Annotated in this window: 12 protein-coding genes; 10 read left to right on the top strand and 2 right to left on the bottom strand. The window is 40.0% G+C overall.

All coding sequences use genetic code 11. From position 1 onward, the window contains the following. The first annotated feature begins 5 nt into the window (after window positions 1-5). The 5 genes from JW962_02320 to JW962_02300 all read left to right on the top strand — a co-directional run bounded on the left by JW962_02320 (window position 6) and on the right by JW962_02300 (window position 4,410). Window positions 6-863, top strand: a complete 858-nt coding sequence (locus JW962_02320; GenBank protein MBN1374147.1) for a YidC/Oxa1 family membrane protein insertase — start codon at window positions 6-8, stop codon at window positions 861-863. A gap of 18 nt (window positions 864-881) precedes the next feature. Further along, window positions 882-1,355: a KH domain-containing protein gene (locus JW962_02315; GenBank protein ID MBN1374146.1), complete on the top strand. Its 474-nt coding sequence runs from the start codon at window positions 882-884 to the stop codon at window positions 1,353-1,355. A gap of 111 nt (window positions 1,356-1,466) precedes the next feature. Continuing rightward, window positions 1,467-3,488 carry a SpoIID/LytB domain-containing protein gene (locus JW962_02310; protein MBN1374145.1) on the top strand — a complete coding sequence of 674 codons (2,022 nt, stop codon included), beginning with the start codon at window positions 1,467-1,469 and terminating at the stop codon, window positions 3,486-3,488. A gap of 68 nt (window positions 3,489-3,556) precedes the next feature. Next, complete coding sequence (locus tag JW962_02305) at window positions 3,557-4,192, top strand: PH domain-containing protein (protein ID MBN1374144.1); 636 nt, start codon at window positions 3,557-3,559, stop codon at window positions 4,190-4,192. After that, window positions 4,192-4,410: a hypothetical protein gene (locus JW962_02300; GenBank protein MBN1374143.1), complete on the top strand. Its 219-nt coding sequence runs from the start codon at window positions 4,192-4,194 to the stop codon at window positions 4,408-4,410. Before JW962_02305 ends, JW962_02300 begins: the two co-directional genes overlap by 1 nt. 4 nt (window positions 4,411-4,414) lie before the next feature. Here JW962_02300 and smpB read toward each other — a convergent pair whose 3' ends face one another. Together smpB and JW962_02290 are read right to left on the bottom strand one after the other, a co-directional pair. After that, window positions 4,415-4,867 (bottom strand): SsrA-binding protein, encoded by a 453-nt coding sequence (gene smpB / locus JW962_02295; GenBank protein ID MBN1374142.1) that lies wholly within the window; start codon window positions 4,865-4,867, stop codon window positions 4,415-4,417. After that, complete coding sequence (locus JW962_02290; GenBank protein MBN1374141.1) at window positions 4,868-7,300, bottom strand: hypothetical protein; 2,433 nt, start codon at window positions 7,298-7,300, stop codon at window positions 4,868-4,870. Between the two features lie 93 nt (window positions 7,301-7,393). Between JW962_02290 and JW962_02285 the strand changes: the two genes are divergently transcribed. The 5 genes from JW962_02285 to ftsH all read left to right on the top strand — a co-directional run bounded on the left by JW962_02285 (window position 7,394) and on the right by ftsH (window position 16,711). Further along, window positions 7,394-9,655, top strand: a complete 2,262-nt coding sequence (locus JW962_02285; protein ID MBN1374140.1) for a hypothetical protein — start codon at window positions 7,394-7,396, stop codon at window positions 9,653-9,655. A gap of 25 nt (window positions 9,656-9,680) precedes the next feature. After that, a complete protein-coding gene (locus JW962_02280) occupies window positions 9,681-11,213 on the top strand; it encodes a hypothetical protein (GenBank protein ID MBN1374139.1) in 1,533 nt (510 codons plus the stop codon). Between the two features lie 42 nt (window positions 11,214-11,255). Further along, complete coding sequence (locus JW962_02275; GenBank protein MBN1374138.1) at window positions 11,256-13,667, top strand: hypothetical protein; 2,412 nt, start codon at window positions 11,256-11,258, stop codon at window positions 13,665-13,667. A gap of 15 nt (window positions 13,668-13,682) precedes the next feature. Continuing rightward, window positions 13,683-14,747, top strand: coding sequence for a hypothetical protein (locus JW962_02270; protein ID MBN1374137.1), 1,065 nt, complete (start codon window positions 13,683-13,685; stop codon window positions 14,745-14,747). Between the two features lie 110 nt (window positions 14,748-14,857). Further along, the gene (gene ftsH, locus JW962_02265; protein MBN1374136.1) at window positions 14,858-16,711 is read left to right on the top strand and encodes an ATP-dependent zinc metalloprotease FtsH; all 1,854 of its coding nucleotides are present in this window, start codon (window positions 14,858-14,860) and stop codon (window positions 16,709-16,711) included. The last annotated feature ends 98 nt before the right edge of the window (window positions 16,712-16,809 follow it).

The raw sequence follows: 16,809 nt of genomic DNA, 5'->3' as shown, positions 1-16,809 counted from the left end.
TTAAAATGGCAGATTTTTTTAACCTAATCTTGATTCAGCCCGTAACAAATATTTTTGCAATTTTTTATTTTCTTACTGGGCAGAGTTTTATTTTCGGAATTGTCTTGATAACTGTTCTTATAAAAGTGTTGGTTTATCCTTTATATAAAAAGCAGCTGGAGTCGGCTCATCGCTTAAAAGAGGCACAGCCGAGAATTGAAAAATTAAGGGAAAAATACAAGGACAACCCTGTAAAGTTACAGCAAGAAACAGTTGCTTTATATAAAGAGATTAAATACAACCCAATGGGGTGCTTAACTTCTTTAATTATTCAACTGCCGATTGTAATTACACTTTATTCCGTAATTAGAAAAATTTCTAACGGTGAAGGAATGGTATTGTATCCATTTATAATGAGTTTATTTAAACTTTCCGGTGATGTTACAGTTAAGCTTTCGGAATTCGGGATTGACTTTGCGAAGACTGCAAGTAACGTAACCAAAGATTTCGGATTCTGGGCAATGGAATCGCTGCCCTATATTTTGGGAATTGTTCTCGTGGTTTTGATACAGTTTGCAAGTAGCTATGTTAGCACGATTTCATCAAGTAAGCGAACTGATGAAGAGAAAAGGAATCAAAAGAAAAAGAAAGATGCTGAGCCTGATCCAATGGCTCAAATGAATTCGCCAACATTTCTCTTAATTAACTCGGGATTTATGGCGGTTATCTTTGGGAATGTAGCATGGACAATGCCATTGGGCTTATCTGTTTACTGGATAGTACAGTCGGCTGTTTCAATTGCGCAACAACTTATCGTAAATGCCGAGCTTTCCAAAAGAAGACAGGACAAATTGCCTCAAAAGAGCCCTAAAAAAAAGAATTAAATTTTTAAAGTGCGTATCATGTCCAAAATTTCCACAAAAAATGTAGAAACAGCAGTAAAGAAGCTTTTGGATCTTCTTGAGGTTGAAGCAACAATTGATATTTCAACAGAGGGTAAGGGCGATCAAGCCTGTGTAAACGTAAACATAACAAGTGAGGAGGGTGGGCGGCTAATTGGGTACAAAGGTCAGATCCTTAATTCCTTACAATTTGTACTAACCATTGTGCAAAAAGACAATATAGGGGACGCGAAACTGTTTTTAGATATCAATAATTACAAGACCGAGCATGTCGAAAAGCTTAAGACAATTGCACAGCAGGCTGTTATCCAAGTTAATGATACCGGACTACCTGTTGATCTTGGACCCATGAATCCTTTTGACAGAAGAGTTATTCATCTGGAAATTGAAACAATTAAAGGTGTTATTACCGAAAGCATTGGTTCCGAAGATGACTATATTAAGCGAATTGTTGTCAAATCCGGTAAAAAATGATCTGCATTTAGACTAAGATTTTGTCGGGTGAGTTTTCATAAGGTTTACTGACTAATTCGACTTACAGATCCTTAGTTGCAGCCTACTTGCCCCCTGTAGTATACTGAATGTATGAAGATGCTGTCCAAAATTCTTTTAAGTGCCCTTGTGTTTTTTTCCATGGCCGCATTTACGAATACCGTATTTGCCGATGAACTTGACGATATTAACAACCAAAAGGACGAAAAGCTCGACGAGAAAGCCGGAAAACAGGGTGATCTAAAAACGGTAAACTATCAGATTACGTCGGCCAGCAACGCAATTTATTACGTTGCCGATCGAATTAACACAATAGAAACAGAACTTGCCCAACTGGCTATGGATAAGATTACGCTTGAAGATAGTATTGCAGCACTTGAACTCCAGATTGGTGATCTGTCACACGAATTTGAAACCCAATACACGGAATACAAGACTCTGATTTCCGAGCTTTATAAACTAGTTGCAGAAGATGAAGAAAGTCTAATCTATTTTTCTACAGATTTTTCCGATTTTGAAACAATTGCATACTTTGAAAACATTGAAGCCGGTTTATATAGGAAGATCACAGAAATAGAAGACCAGTTGAGCTGGGTGTTAAGTGCAAAAATCCAACTGGATGCCGATAAGGAAACACTTTTGCAGAAGGAAGTTGAATATTTATCGCTTTCGGAAGAGTTGGCAACACAAAAGATACAGTACCAAAATTTTCTTAACGCACAAAAGCAGGCTCAAGTCCAGTTGCTTGCGGATTTAAAAGACATTGATAGCGAGATAGCATCGCTTGATATTGCCGCACAGCGGATAATTGCAGCAAAGTATGCAAGTGTAAACCCGGGTAGCTCGTCAGGCGGGAGTTTTCCAAAGCCTGTAACGTCCGGTAATGCATATTTTAAGGTAACAATAACCAATGCGAGCGGAACATCAATATATGATTCTTATGTACAGGGACCAGTCAGGGTTTCATCGGTAAGCCCACTTGAAATCGCAAGTGATGCAGGGTTTTCATATGGAAAGTATCGTGGTACGTTGGAGGCTCGTGGTGATACTAACGTCTATCTAATAAATGAGCTGCCCTTAGAACAATATATCCGGGGACTATCGGAAATGTCTGCGTGGTGGGGAACAAATGGTGGAATGGAGGCCTTGAAATCGCAGGCAATTATTGGAAAGTCATACGCAATAGCTAATCTTGGTAAACGGGCTAATTATAACTTTGACCTTTACGATAATACATCGGATCAAGCATATCGTGGATACATAAAGGAGATCGAAAATTACGGAAATTACTGGACGTCGGCTGTCGATGCCGTAAACGGGAAGGTATTAACTTATGCTGGGGCGGTAATTGCACCATACTATCATTCAAATAGCGGTGGACACACGCTTTCCTCTCAGGAGGTTTGGGGCGGATTTCGTGGATTTGTTCAGGCCGAGTCTGATTGGTACTACGAAAACGGCTCGCTTAGGGCACCGCTAAATTACTACACATACTGGTGTGCAGGATGTTCAACATCCGGTGGGGTAGTCCATTCCGGACTTAATTCAAGCAACATAATTCCAATTATTGACTATGGTATATCGTATTGCGGCCTGGGTTCGGGAATTACCTCAAAAGTCGGAACAATAACCGGAATGCAGCACTTCTATGATACGGGTGGGACAACCATTCAGTCAAACACAAAATATACAACAACCCTTAGAATAACCGGTACGGCAGGGACTTACGACATGCCCGCAGACTGTTTTAGAATTGGGTACAACGTTCAAGCTTCGGGAAATCTTGCCATTTGGACAAAACTTTGGGATGTAGTAAACCAAAATGGCGAATTTTTATTCTGGACACGAGGGTTCGGGCACAGGGTGGGTTTAAGTCAATATGGCGCGTATTATTATTCAATGATCGGTCAGTCTTACAATCAAATATTATCTCACTATTATCGAGGTACATTGGTTTCTGATTATAATACAAATATTAGTATAAGAATTGGACTCACTGTTGCTCCTTCGGAGTATTATCTGCTTTTATCCAACTCCGGGACAGTTACCGTTGGAGGTACAACAATTGCAAATGTAGGTGCCGGCTACAGGGTATATATTGTAGAACTTCAATAGGAATGTTATAATTTATCATGTGATAATGGATCTGAGTGCAAGTAAGATAAAACTTAATCCTTTAAACTATGATCGATAAGCAGCAGCAGAGAACAGAAAAACGAATCAATAAAACAGCAATGACTCTTGGTCGGCAGCTTAATCGTTTTCGTTCGGGTACGCTTTTTTCGAAAGCATATTCTTTTCCCCAAGGAATTGAACTTGATGGTCAGGAGCCGAAAGAAAAAATTATTCTGGTATTTAGAAGTCACCCAATCACACTGTTTCCTAGATTTATTAGTTCGATTGGGCTTTTCTTGATTGCAGTTATCCTGCCGGTTATTCTCAATTTAACGGGAGTAAAATTTAGTGGAGCGGTTATTGCCGGATCCGTGTTTTTGGTACTTGCCTCGATTACAAACTTCATTTATACAATGGTTTTTTGGTTTTATAATATGAACATAATAACAACCGAGCGAATGATTGATGTCGATTTTAATGGGCTTATGTCATACAGGGTTAGTCAGGCGGCCATAGAAAACATTGAAGATGTTTCGGTTAGTAACGTAGGGCTTTGGGCATCAATTTTTAATTATGGCACGATTTATGTACAAACTGCCGGTGAGACCCCGGAATTTGAATTCACTAACGTTTCAGAACCCAGCAGAATCCAAGATATACTAAATGATCTTATCGAATTAAAGCAAAAGGGGGTGCAAATCTAATGGAAGAAAAACTCTTTACAATTGTAGTTTTGTCGCTTGTAGGAATTTTATATTTTTACCATTTCTTTCTTTTGATAATTATGTACTTTAGAGTTAACGTGCTTCACAAGATTATCAAAACTTCTTACGGGAGAGCAATTAAATCATTGGTGTTTTTATGGACGGGTATATGTGTAATTCTTGCACTTTTGATCTTTCTTCTGGCGGTGGTGTTCTAGCCAATCAGCCGTTAATCTTTTTATACTTTGCTTCACGGGCTTCAGTCTTTCGTTCTTGATCAATAGCTTTTTCACGAGATTTAATATCATATTTTTTAAGTCCACGACCCATTGCAAACTCAAGTTTAAGTCGCTTGCCTTTGGTAAAAATTGAAAGGGGAACAAGTGTAATACTACCGTCTTTTAGTTTTGAATTAATCTTGACAAGCTCGTGTTTCGTAACCAAAAGTTTGATTTGTCTTTCCGATATGGCATTTTTACTGCCGGTATATTTATATTGACCAATATTAAGTCCAACAAGAAAAAGCTCCCCGGTCCTGTTGGTAATGTAGGTGCCTTTAAAAGAGATACTTTTATTTCGAATGGATTTTACCTCCGGACCCGTTAGCATAATCCCTGCTTCGTATTTGTCAATTACCTCGTAATGTTTTGTTACGCCCTTATTTGAAATGATCATTTATTTAACGACAATCTTGAGAATTAGCGTATCGTCAAGAACGTAAAGATAATTGTCATATTCATCGGGAAAAACTTCTTTTAGGTCGGTAAATACATTTTCCTTACTTCCCTGATATCTAAACTGGTATCTGAGATTTAAGTTTAAAGCCATACCTTCTCCGGTGGGTTTCTCAAAAACCAGTATACGTTCGTATCCTTCTTGGTGATCAATTATGTAAATTGGACGAGTCTCACCAATTTCCGTGAATCCATTACCAATAACGTTAATATTCGGTGTTGTGTTTTGGATTGTTAAATTATATGGATCACCTCCTGAGTACATAAGGATTTTACTTGGGGAGTTTGTAAGAATGTAAATTGCTCCATCGATTAACATATCTGTTGCCAGGGTAAATTCGTCATTTCGCATGCCGGGATATTCCTGAGGGAAAGCAAACCCGTTGTCTTGACCGGCGGCCTTCTTAACACGTGACTCACTTGCGTTTAAAAAGTATAGGTGTTCTTTATAGGTTTCTATGTCGAGTGCCTTCCCGATTGTATTTGGAGTTAGTGCAGACATTGCGGTTAATACAAATTTTGAGGCATCCAGAAAAGCATTCTCACTATTTTGAATTTCAATTTTTATTACACCTTTTTTGGCATCGAGTACATAAAACCCGGATGAGACAATCTTGTCTTGGGAATCTTTAATTGTATAAGCTGAAACGGCAAATGGTTCTTCCGATAGGGTATGATTATTATCAATTATTACTCCTTGAGCGTTGGTTTCACTTAGGTTTACAACACAAATACTTTTTTTGTCATTGCCAAGAATAATCATGAAGGGTGAGTTAACGGCGATGTCGATAGGATCAGCCATTCCATTGCATGCCTGTGTTGTGTCAAAGAGGATTGTTAGATTCTCGCCTTCCTTTACAGGTTCTATTAAATAGGCCTGATTCTCGAGTAGAATCATTTTTGTAGCTGCAGTTCCAAGTCTAGTTTTAAGTTCCAGATCAGCTTCCTTTAGATTGGTTGTGTCTATACTTTCGGTTGCAATATAGTTTTTGTATTGGTCAACCTTTGTAATAAGTTCAGTTCTTTTTTCTGGTCCTGACAAAGCAAGTCGCTCTGCTTCCGAAATAATGGTTTCTACAGTCGTTACGTAACTTGTAATCTTGTCAAGGTAAGCCGTATAGACTTTTTTCTCTTTTGCGGATTTTATGAGTCCGCCGATTATGAATATTCCGATAACGGCAACTATGGCAACGTAGAACCATTGTTTTTTGTAGAAGGGTTCACCGATTTTGCTACCGACGTTTTGCGGTTTTACTTTTGGCTGAATTGGTAAGAATGACAAGAAACTCTTTAGCTTACGGCCAATAGAGCTTTGCGGTCTTAGATTTGCCGAGACGGGCTTTTGTACGTCCCGAAGTTCGTAGTCTTTGTATAGTCCGGAATTGTCATTTCTAGTTGGCTCTGCGAATGCAACGGGTATCTTGGTTTCTTCGAGTCCGGAGTGGTCCTGGCCCGAAAATCTTTGGGAAATTGCCGATTTGGCTGACCCGAACAGTTCTTTAACTTTGTTGATCAGGTTACCAATAGTGGGCTCGATTTTTCGGTAAGTATCGGTTGCAAAAAGTTTTGCCTTCGCAAAGAATGATTTAACCTTTCCTCCAAAGGTTGAATCATCAATCATAAGTGACTCGGGAGTCAGTGCTTCCGGATTTAGGGCGGTGTTTGTACCGGCCGATTCTGCCGTAATGTTGCCTGCCTTGTAATTTGTTGGATCGTTGACCTTACCCGCAGGTTCTTCAAGAATTTGTGACTCGGGTGTTCCTATAAAAACTGTGATAATTGACTGTGTACCCGCAAATCCATCCGACAGACTTTGGAAGTCGTCGTTTATTAGCTCCCATTGGTGCAGTGGGGTATCTTCAGAAAACTGGGTTTCAATATATGCATCGACCGTATTGGGTGCACCTAGTATCAAGATGTCATTATCTTCAAGTTTTCCACTGCCGGTTTGAAATATTTTCTTTTCGTCGTGGACAAGTTTTCCTATATCTATGGGGGTGTTTCGGATTATATAAAGATCGTTGTCTCCAATGTTACCAATGTACATAATTTTACCTTGAACCATAACGATTGAAACATGAAAATCAATTCCGATATCTTTAAATGTCTCGTCATTTTGAATCAGACGAATTAAGTGCTGGCGGGATTTTTTTAGTGCCTCCTCGAGCATTTCGGTTATCGACTCGGTTGGTTCCATTATTACTTCTTTAATTTTCTCCCAAATCATATTGCCTGCTGTATGAGCATTGAAGGGACCCGAGCCCAAAAGTGTAATGATTGTGAAAACATTGGTATTTCCAAGTTTTTGTGTAAAGATTTTTGACGCTTTTGTGGACTCACTATTTTTTGAAAAGTAAGTGTTCCATGTAATCATAGCTGGGCAGGCTCTAAAAATTTATTCAAAATTTTCCCTTCGTAGAAGGTATTATATATTAGCAGAAACGAACAGAATATGGTATCCTTTGGCATGGTTTTAAAGATGCCCGGAAAACAATTTTGGTTTTATGGCGGCTCTGTTTTGTGTCTTCTGCTTTCTTTGTTTTTTATTGTAAATTACAAACCTTTGGTATCTGCATCGTCGGGTGGAACATGTACCGGTCCTGTTGCAGATTCTGTTGTCGGGTATAATCTTGGTGCTTATGGATGCGATGACTGGGATCATCAGAATGCCACGCTTAACTGGGCGGTTAATAACGGTAACTGGGTAATGGTAATGATGGGTACCGACTGTAAACAGGTGAATAGTGGAATTCCAATTGACTATATTGCCTCGCACACAGGTGGGAATTTAATTGTCAGATTGTATCCGGGTAGTAGCGGAATTCCTGTAAGCGATGCCGACCAAACTAATCTGGTTAATAATTTTGCTTCATGTCTTTCCGGAATTACGTCTGTATGGGTTGAGCCTCTTAACGAAATTAACTGGAGCAGGGAAAACACTGCGCTTTTTAATAGTGGAGGTAATACGGCAATGGCACAAGGTGTTGGTAAATATCTTAAAAAACTGGTGTCTGCACTTAGGGCAAAGGGGCATAAGGTATTATTTCCTTCCATGAACCCATATCCGAATGCCGAGACCGTTAATCCGAGTGAGTTTATTAGTAACATGAATTTAGGCGATCTTACTTTCGATGGTGTTGCCCTTCACGTATATGGCGGAAGTTATGCAACAATATACAACAACAAGGACAGTGTAAACTGTATCGATGCCGGGATCTGTACCGATGCTATATTAAAGGGAACTACGTCCGGAGTTAACTTTGACAGAAACAATATTTTTATTACAGAACTTGGGTTTTTAGGTGGATATGTTGAGCCTGATATGGCTCAATTTTTAGCAAATGCATGGCCACAATTGCAGGGCAAGGTAAAAGCTGCAATGCCTTTTATTTACAACCCCGATATCGAAGGAACTGCTCAGTGTAGAGGTTATTACTTACCTGCGGCCGGCAGTCAGACAAACAGCAATACCGGTTATTCATCAACTGTTGCGGTATCTGTTTATAATAATTGTAACGTCGATTGGAACAGTATTTTTAGTGGAGCTACGAGTGCTACTAATTTTGCCTCTAGACTTAATAGTAGTTTAGCCTGTCCGACCAATAAATATATTTCGTGTGGTGGTGGCTCGTATTGTTCTGCATATTACGTATGTTGTAATGGATTTCCAACTCGGGGAGCCGATATGAATGCATGTTTGTGGCCTGAATGGGGCGACGAAATTCGTCCATGTACAGGCGATATTCCTGTTGTTGACAAAATGGTTTGTACCGAAGGATTATCGGTAACGGGTGAAACTTCTAATACTTTGTCCACCTGGTTTTCCGAGCTTGGCGAAGTTGGAAAATTTGGTTGCAATTGCGATATTCGGCTTGGAACCATGATGTATCCTACAGGAATTTCGGCACCATTTGGGCTAGTTGCAAAAGATAACGAAATTCCAATTATCGGAGCCAAAGGTCGAACAGCCCAACAAGGTGGGAATCCTTATTCAATGCAGATTCCAGGTAAAAATTACGACATGGTTTGGTCAAGTACGGCCAACTTTCCGGCGGCTTATACGCCATCTGTTTTATACATTGAGACAACGGGATCAAGTGGGCAGAAAGCCGAGGCAACAGTTGAAGATGCGGCGGCAGCCTATGAAAAGGCAAAAAGTAATATGGCGTATTTTTATGGAATTCCCGGGGAAGGCGTTAATGGACTCTTGGACCTTGAAAAATATTTAAAAGCATATGCTGAAGAACAGATGATTGGGGTTTGTAAAAATCAGGTTAACTCCGTACCTGCCGGAGCTTTAGAGTACTGCAGTATTCAAGCACCTACAATGACCATTGGTCAGGCGGGAACATGGGTTATAGAAAGTACAATTGATAGAACGATCTCTTTCTTTAATCCGTGTAAACAAAGCATAAAAGATATTCAATTTTATGTTACCGACACCTTCACCGATATAATGCAACAGTATGATCTTGCGCTTCTAGGTATGACGGCCTATCCGGGTGGCGGTACCGAATGTGATAACGTCGGCGAACTTTACGTCGAAGTCTCTGCATATATTTGTGGTAAACAATATGATAATCTTAAGCTGTATTTTCCTGGAGTACTAAAGTTTTCATGTCTTATTGGTGAAGCATACGATCAAATGTATGGAATGCCAGGACACATGGATATTAGTGAAGCTTATGTTAGACTTACAACTCAGGGTATTCCGCCCAAAGAAGAATAAATTTAAATTTTAATATTAACTTAAAATGTCCAAAATCGAAAAGCTCTTCACCAAAGGCATGAGGATTTTAACAATGGCACTTTTGTTTATGGTAGTTATCGGAACCATAAGCGGAAGCTTTAAGGTCAGTGCGGGTGATCCTAACCTTTCTGCATATACTGAGTGTTCCGAGGTTACAAATCAGGTATATGGGACAGAGGGGACTAGCGCAGCCGATTATCATTGCGTTAATACAATGGCCGGTATTTTAGTTTTTGGACAACGGTTAATAGGGCTTGGTGTTTTTCCAGTTGAGGACCAAATGGCGCTTTTACAGGAAAGTGAAGCGGCTCGATCCATGGGATACGGACTGTTGGATCGCTCAAGTGAGTTTGTTACTTATGCTTTTTCAAACTTTCCTACCTCTGTAAACCCGGGAGTTTACATTGCACAGGAGTGGAGTCCTTCGAGAATAAACCAAGCTAATGCTGCGACAGCTCCCACCTCAGGTCAAGATATGTTAAAACCAATAAAGGATCTATGGGATTACACAAAGAATATTGCATATGTAGGATTTGTTGTAGTTGTTGTTGTAATCGGGTTTATGATCATGTTTAGACAAAAGATTAACGGGCAGGTTGCAGTGTCCATAACAAATTCTATTCCCCGTGTGATAATTGGAATGATTCTTGTGCACGCGAGTTTCTTTTTAGCAGGACTACTTCTTAGCGTTAGTACATTTGTCATGGCGCTAATAAGTAATCTCATTGCTGACTACTACACTAAGAATGGAATCTCAATGCAGCCAATTGGACTCGGCGGACCTTGGTATTTTTGGACAAACACACAGTGGATTTTAACGGGTGCTGTAGATATGACGGGTGGCGTTGGTAATGCAGCACATTCTGCCAGTATAAAGCAAACCCTTCAAGGAGCGGTAACGTCGTGGGGAAATGCACTAATAACAACATTTAAGGGTTGGGGAACCTCTGCGGGGGATCTTCTGGCCTCAACGGCATCTGTATCTATGTCTGCAGTTACTGCGGCTACAGGTTTTATTTATAACGGAGGAATAACCTGGAAGGACATTTTGGTAAAAATTATTATATCCGTGGGCTTAATATATGCCTCATTTAAGATAGTTTTCAATCTGTTTCTTGCATACGCCCAGATTTTTATGAAGGTAATAGCACTACCTATTGTTACGTTAATTGGCACATTACCTGGTCAGGAAAAAATGATAATCGATTCGTATAAAGGTATTTTTGCAGATGCACTTGTATTTCCGGTTACATTCGCAATGATTAACATTGGGGCGGTTGTTGCAATAAGTAGTATTAAGACTGCGATTACCTTCCCTGGTGGAATCAATACAACACTTGTTGATCCCGGCGCAGGTAACATTGGTGGGCTAATTGCCTATGCTATAGTGCTTGCCGCTGCATCAGCCGACAAGTTTACAAAAGAGTTCTTAAAGGTTCAGGGCTCACAGGCCGCGGGTCTTGCAACCAAAAGCATTGTTGGGATGTCGTCCAAGACTCCACTTATTGGTGGTTTACTTAAATCAGTGGGTGAGTAGTGTAGTAATGGTTAAACCTTTTAAACTTTACTTTGAATTTTAATGGGACTTTTAGACTCGGTATTTGACAGTTTGTTACCAAAGCAAAGCAGACCTGCGCAGGGTAGACCTTTTATTGATATTGGTCAGCAGGGTGCTCAGGTTGCTGATGTAATGGAAGGTGCAATGGCACCTATAAATGCGTTGGTTGCCGGTCCCATTGATAACGTTATAAACAGAGCTAACATTGCGTTATATTCTCCTAGGTTTACCGTAGGGCTTGACTATAAAAACCTTAACGTCTCGATATCTCCGCAATTTATTGTTCAGGCTCTTGATGATCCGAACAAAGCCGTAGAGAGTGCGATTAATTTTTCCAAGGAGATTGCCTATGGTGCAAGTGCGCCGCTTTTTGGTGGGGGTAAAAAGTGGGCAAATATGATATCAAGTCTAACTTCTTGGGAAAAGGAGCGATTGCTAAAGTATTCTCTTGCAAAGGCAGGACACGGGGATATCTCTGATTCGTTCAGAAGAAGAGTGCTGGATCTTTGGAATAACAACGATATAATGCATACTTCTAACGATGCAAGAGCCTTAGCGTTTGCAGAACTTGCCGAAAACTCCAGAGAAATTCTTACAAAGGCAAAAGTATCGGCCCCCGAAATAAATACAATTGAGCAGTATCTCGGCAGTTTTAATGATGCAAGTAGAAGGAATGCATATCTAAAAAGAATCGGAATAGCACAGCAGGGTAAAGCCAGTAAGAAAAGAGGGGATAGATTAAAAGCGCTTGTTGATTCAGATCTTTCTCAATTAGGGTTGGATGTTTCCAAAGAAACCTCGAGTACGGTTCAATCAATCGTTGGAACAATTATTGAAACTGAAAGCGGGGAGAATTATCAGTCTCTTGCGTTTGACCACATCATAAGAAAACTAAGCAAGGGTTCTGAAAGCGAAAGGGCACTTGCGATACAACTTACCAGAATTAAAAAAGGTCAGAGTGGATGGTTAGGTGCTATAAATTTAGTAAACGATATTAATGCAGGTAGGTTGGCCTGGTCGAAAGCTGAAACATTTCCAAATCTCTTCTTAAACGGAGATCTTTTAAAGATGCTTGCGGCTGGTCGTGGTGCCGATAAATTCAGGGCATTGCTTACGGCCACGCCTCAGAAATGGAAAGACTATAAATTGGGGAAAGGATTTAACAAAGTATTTGCATTGGCATATATTGCCCATCCGGGTGTTATCTTAAGATCGGCATGGGATGGCGATTGGGCAAAAATGGTTAACCTGCTTTTTGGGAAAAAGATACTTCCGGAACTTGGTATAAAAGGTCGACTTGAGAATTTTGTAAACAAGCATATTGCCGAACGAGGGGTTAGTTTTGCAATAAATATTGCACAAAAAATGGGCATGGCCGGACTTGCAAAGGAGTTACAAAAGGTTGCAAATGCCGGATGGCAAAATGCGGCCAAGTCGGTCGTGCAATATGCGATTCGAAAAGCGTTTCAATCGGTGTCTGATGCATTTGTAAAGTTGGCTATGAAGTTTGGAACGAAAGGATTGATTCACGGAGCTTTGCAAGCGATAGGTTCAGCAGTTCCCGTAATTGGAAATTTGGTTGCTGCAGTTGTCGGATGGGTTGTCGCTGAAATTGTAGAAAAAATAGGATGGGCCGTGCTGGAGATATCCGTTAAGAGTTTATTATTGGTAGCCGTGATAATGGGCATTCTTATCGCCGGTATATATTCCACGTATGCACGTTCCGGGGCCTTTATGCCAAACGATGTTATTCCCGGTCAAGTTGGGTCGGGAGGACCCGATAGAGCTACAGTGCCTGGTGGTAATACAAGCATACTCGACGGTACTGCAGGTGGAGGATATGCAATTGACTACAATGCAAGTCTAACGCAGTTAAAGCTAGATTATCCATTTAGCCCAATGTTTGATTCAATAAAATGTACTCAAGGATACAAAGGAGCCACGTCTCACAGAATTCTTGTCCAAACAAAAAATACCTATGCAGTTGATATTGCCCCAACCGATGGAACCAAAATGGTGAAAGCTCCGGTAAGTGGAACAGTATCAATTTACCGCGTTGGTTTATCTCAGGACTATGTTATTATTAAGGAAAAGAATCATAAAACAGGAAAAAGTACGGGAGCTCAATTCGTTATTGTACATATTGATGCAAAGAAGTGCGTGATAAAGTCTGGGGCTTCAGTAAATGCTGGTGACCCTTTATGTGAGTTGTTTTCTCTTGCTCCCGGGCAGGGTGACTGGGTAGTTGGGTGTGGAATCAAATATTCGCAGCTTAAGACAATTCCCGGGCCGGGAGATGGGCAAATTCCGGATGGCTGTACTCTTCGCTGGAGTGGTGAGCATGTGCATGTATTTGCACGTACTCCTTCGGGGGCTCCGGTAGATGTTGCAAGGTATGTTGGAATTGGAAGTAATAGTGTATGTCCCGAGTAAGTTAATTAAATGCAAATGGAAACAGTACAAGAACCAAAAGAAAATAAGAAGTTTAGTTTTCAAAAAATTAAAGAGTTTTTCGTTGCAAACTACCTCGTTATTCTTGTTGTTCTTGCCTTTGTTGGCTTACTGATTGCAACATACTTTGTTTACTTTAAGGATCTTCTAAATCCGGCTCAGCAGGGAGATGAATCATTAGGAGAGCTTTCAATAGATGATCCAAACGGTGGACTTAATCTCTCGAATACAGCAGTTTATCTTGATGCCAATGCCGAGATTACACAGTGGCCCGAATTAAATAAAGTGTATGAGCTTGTTGATATAAATATAATGCTCGATTTAATAAGTGCAATGCAATCGTTAGGGTTTGTGGAAACCAAATCAGAGTATTTTACAACCTGGGCGGGAAACAAGGGAAACGCAACTTTATATACCCAAATATTAAAAATATCTTTGACTAACAGCGGGTTGGTAATAAATTCGTCTGGTGGTGACGTGAATTCCTCTGTAGCAAAGGCATTAAATGATTTATTCCAAACCGAATATTTCGATAATTATACCTTTTCTGTAAAAAATGTTGCCGGTTATGAAAGTATAATAGGAACCTTGTCGGTTAACAAATATAAAGTTCTAAACACAAATTTTGAGGAGGATCTTATTGAACTTGTGGTTGATTCGGACGGTCAAATAACGTATATGTCGATGCTTAGATATTTACCTGATTTTAACAAAGTAGGAACGTATAACGGATACAATTCCGACGGAATCGTAGATAGTTTTAAGTCAGGTACGGCAGGTTCGAAAATAGTTAAGACGCAGATTGTCTTTGACGAATATAATTCAGTTTACGATGACCCAATTACGGAAGAAGATCCAAACTACGCAACAGGGATCGTCTTCTCCGACATTAATTTTCAAAATTTAAATATTTCTGCAATGGGGCAGGTTTATTATCTTGATATGGATAACGGCTATTTGTTGCCAGTTATTGTAATCCAGGGTAAAGCCACAATAAGCAGTATGCCGGGGTTGTCCGGTGGATTGTATACAATGGAATTTTGGCACACAAATGTAAGATAAGTGTAGGGGCGGGTTTTAAACCTGCCCCTACAAGTACATTTGTGTGATAAAATACCTTTCTAGTAAGGATGGGTTTCAAGCCTGTCCTAAATTAAATAAATAAAAAAATAATGGAAAACGAAAAAGGAGTAGAGGTAAAGATTATCAAACCATTTAAGGCCAAATCAACGCCGTTATCGTGGATAACAGGATTTGTTGTTATTGCACTTTTGGGTTGGTTAATATTGTCGCCAATTCTTTCGAATCTCAATGTAGAGACATTGAAAATATCAGAACTTATTCAAATAATAAAGGATGAGCCTGAAACAGTGGACACAATAACAATCAAGTCTATACAAGGTTTGGTTGAACTAAGCTTTGAAGATTCAAATGAGATTAAACGTGCGATCTATCAGGAATCCGATAAGTCGTTTACCGACTACCTTAAAGACTCCGGGGTTGATACATCATCGTTTTCAATAGAATACGCCGAGGATTTCAAAATAGGTGTTGACACAATAATTACAATAGGGATGTTTGGGTTACTCTTGGCCGGAGGGTTTATATTAGTTCGAAACATTCAGGCCTCCAGCTCAAAAATGAGTTCATTTGGTGAGTCTACCGCAAAGCTTTTAGTCGGCAAAAAGACCAATGTTACCTTTGACGATGTTGCAGGTATAGCAGAAGCAAAGCAAGAGCTAACCGAAGTTGTAGATTTCCTTAAAAATCCAAAGAAATATTTCGAAGTGGGAGCACGAATTCCAAGGGGTGTACTATTAATAGGGCCGCCAGGATCAGGGAAAACCCTTCTGGCAAGAGCGGTTGCAGGCGAAGCCAATGTACCGTTCTTTCATACCTCGGGTGCCGAGTTTGAAGAAATGCTTGTAGGTGCAGGTGCAGCAAGGGTTCGTGATCTTTTTAAGAAAGCAAGCCGTCTCTCACCATGTATTGTATTTATCGACGAAATCGATGCAGTTGCTAAAAAACGTGAAGTATCCCTAAAATCCAGTTATACGGAGCAGACGTTAAACCAGATTCTTGTTGAGATGGATGGATTTTCCCGATACGATACAGTAATCGTGCTTGCAGCAACCAACCGACCGGATATTTTGGATCCCGCAATTTTGAGACCAGGTCGCTTTGACCGAAAAGTTATTGTAGAGACTCCCGATGCAAAGGGAAGATTTGACATTCTCAAGGTTCATACGAAAAACAAACCACTTACAAAAGAGGTTGATCTTGAAACAATTGCAAAAAAAACAACCGGACTTTCCGGTGCCGACCTTGAAAATATTGCAAACGAAGCTGCCATAATTGCCGCAAAGGACAATAGAAAAGAAGTAATAATGGCCGATTTTGAAGAGGCAATTCTTAAAGTAATGTACGGTCCCGAGCGAAAGTCACTCCAGCGGACAAAAGAAGAATTATTGAGAACTGCATATCATGAGGCAGGTCACGCAATAGTTTCTTACTTTACCAAAGGGTCCGATCCTGTATACAAAATAAGCATAGTTTCTCGTGGACTTTCTCTGGGTATGACAATGCAGTTACCAGAAAAAGACAGACTTGAAATTTCAGAAGAAGAACTTTTGGCGCGTGTTCGTGTGTATACCGGAGGACGTGTTGCCGAAGAAATTGTATATGGAGAAATTAGTGCCGGTGCTAAGTCCGACATTGAAGAATCAACCAAACTCGTTGAAAAAATGGTTAAAGAATATGGAATGAGCGATAAACTTGGATTTGTAAAATATGGCGAAGCCCAAAATGAATATTGGCTTGGCTATTCCTACGAGAAGCGGTCAGATTATAGTGAAAAGATAGCAGCCATAATAGATGAAGAAATCAAAGCAATTGTAGATAAAGAATATGAGAACGCAAGAGAAATTCTAACAAAACAACGAAAGAAACTCGAAGGATTGGCTAAGATTCTTATGGAAAGTGAAGTAGTAAGTAAGGAAGAATTCGAAGAGTTCATGAGAGAATAGTAAAGTAGTGAAATAGTGAAGTAGTGAAGAAGTAAAGTAAAACTCTGGAAGCCCGGTATGTGAGCAGAGATTCACCTTAACAAGAAAGCAAAACAAGC

The sequence above is a fragment of the Candidatus Dojkabacteria bacterium genome, from assembly GCA_016927995.1.
GTDB lineage: Bacteria > Patescibacteriota > Dojkabacteria > JAFGLO01 > JAFGLO01 > JAFGLO01.
This window is presented reverse-complemented; position numbering and strand designations above follow the sequence as displayed.

Coding starts and splice junctions, on each gene's coding strand:
- JW962_02320 (MBN1374147.1), top strand. CDS start 6: ATGGCAGATTTTTTTAACCTAATCTTGATTCAGCCCGTAACAAATATT.
- JW962_02315 (MBN1374146.1), top strand. CDS start 882: ATGTCCAAAATTTCCACAAAAAATGTAGAAACAGCAGTAAAGAAGCTT.
- JW962_02310 (MBN1374145.1), top strand. CDS start 1,467: ATGAAGATGCTGTCCAAAATTCTTTTAAGTGCCCTTGTGTTTTTTTCC.
- JW962_02305 (MBN1374144.1), top strand. CDS start 3,557: ATGATCGATAAGCAGCAGCAGAGAACAGAAAAACGAATCAATAAAACA.
- JW962_02300 (MBN1374143.1), top strand. CDS start 4,192: ATGGAAGAAAAACTCTTTACAATTGTAGTTTTGTCGCTTGTAGGAATT.
- smpB (MBN1374142.1), bottom strand. CDS start 4,867: ATGATCATTTCAAATAAGGGCGTAACAAAACATTACGAGGTAATTGAC.
- JW962_02290 (MBN1374141.1), bottom strand. CDS start 7,300: ATGATTACATGGAACACTTACTTTTCAAAAAATAGTGAGTCCACAAAA.
- JW962_02285 (MBN1374140.1), top strand. CDS start 7,394: ATGGTTTTAAAGATGCCCGGAAAACAATTTTGGTTTTATGGCGGCTCT.
- JW962_02280 (MBN1374139.1), top strand. CDS start 9,681: ATGTCCAAAATCGAAAAGCTCTTCACCAAAGGCATGAGGATTTTAACA.
- JW962_02275 (MBN1374138.1), top strand. CDS start 11,256: ATGGGACTTTTAGACTCGGTATTTGACAGTTTGTTACCAAAGCAAAGC.
- JW962_02270 (MBN1374137.1), top strand. CDS start 13,683: ATGGAAACAGTACAAGAACCAAAAGAAAATAAGAAGTTTAGTTTTCAA.
- ftsH (MBN1374136.1), top strand. CDS start 14,858: ATGGAAAACGAAAAAGGAGTAGAGGTAAAGATTATCAAACCATTTAAG.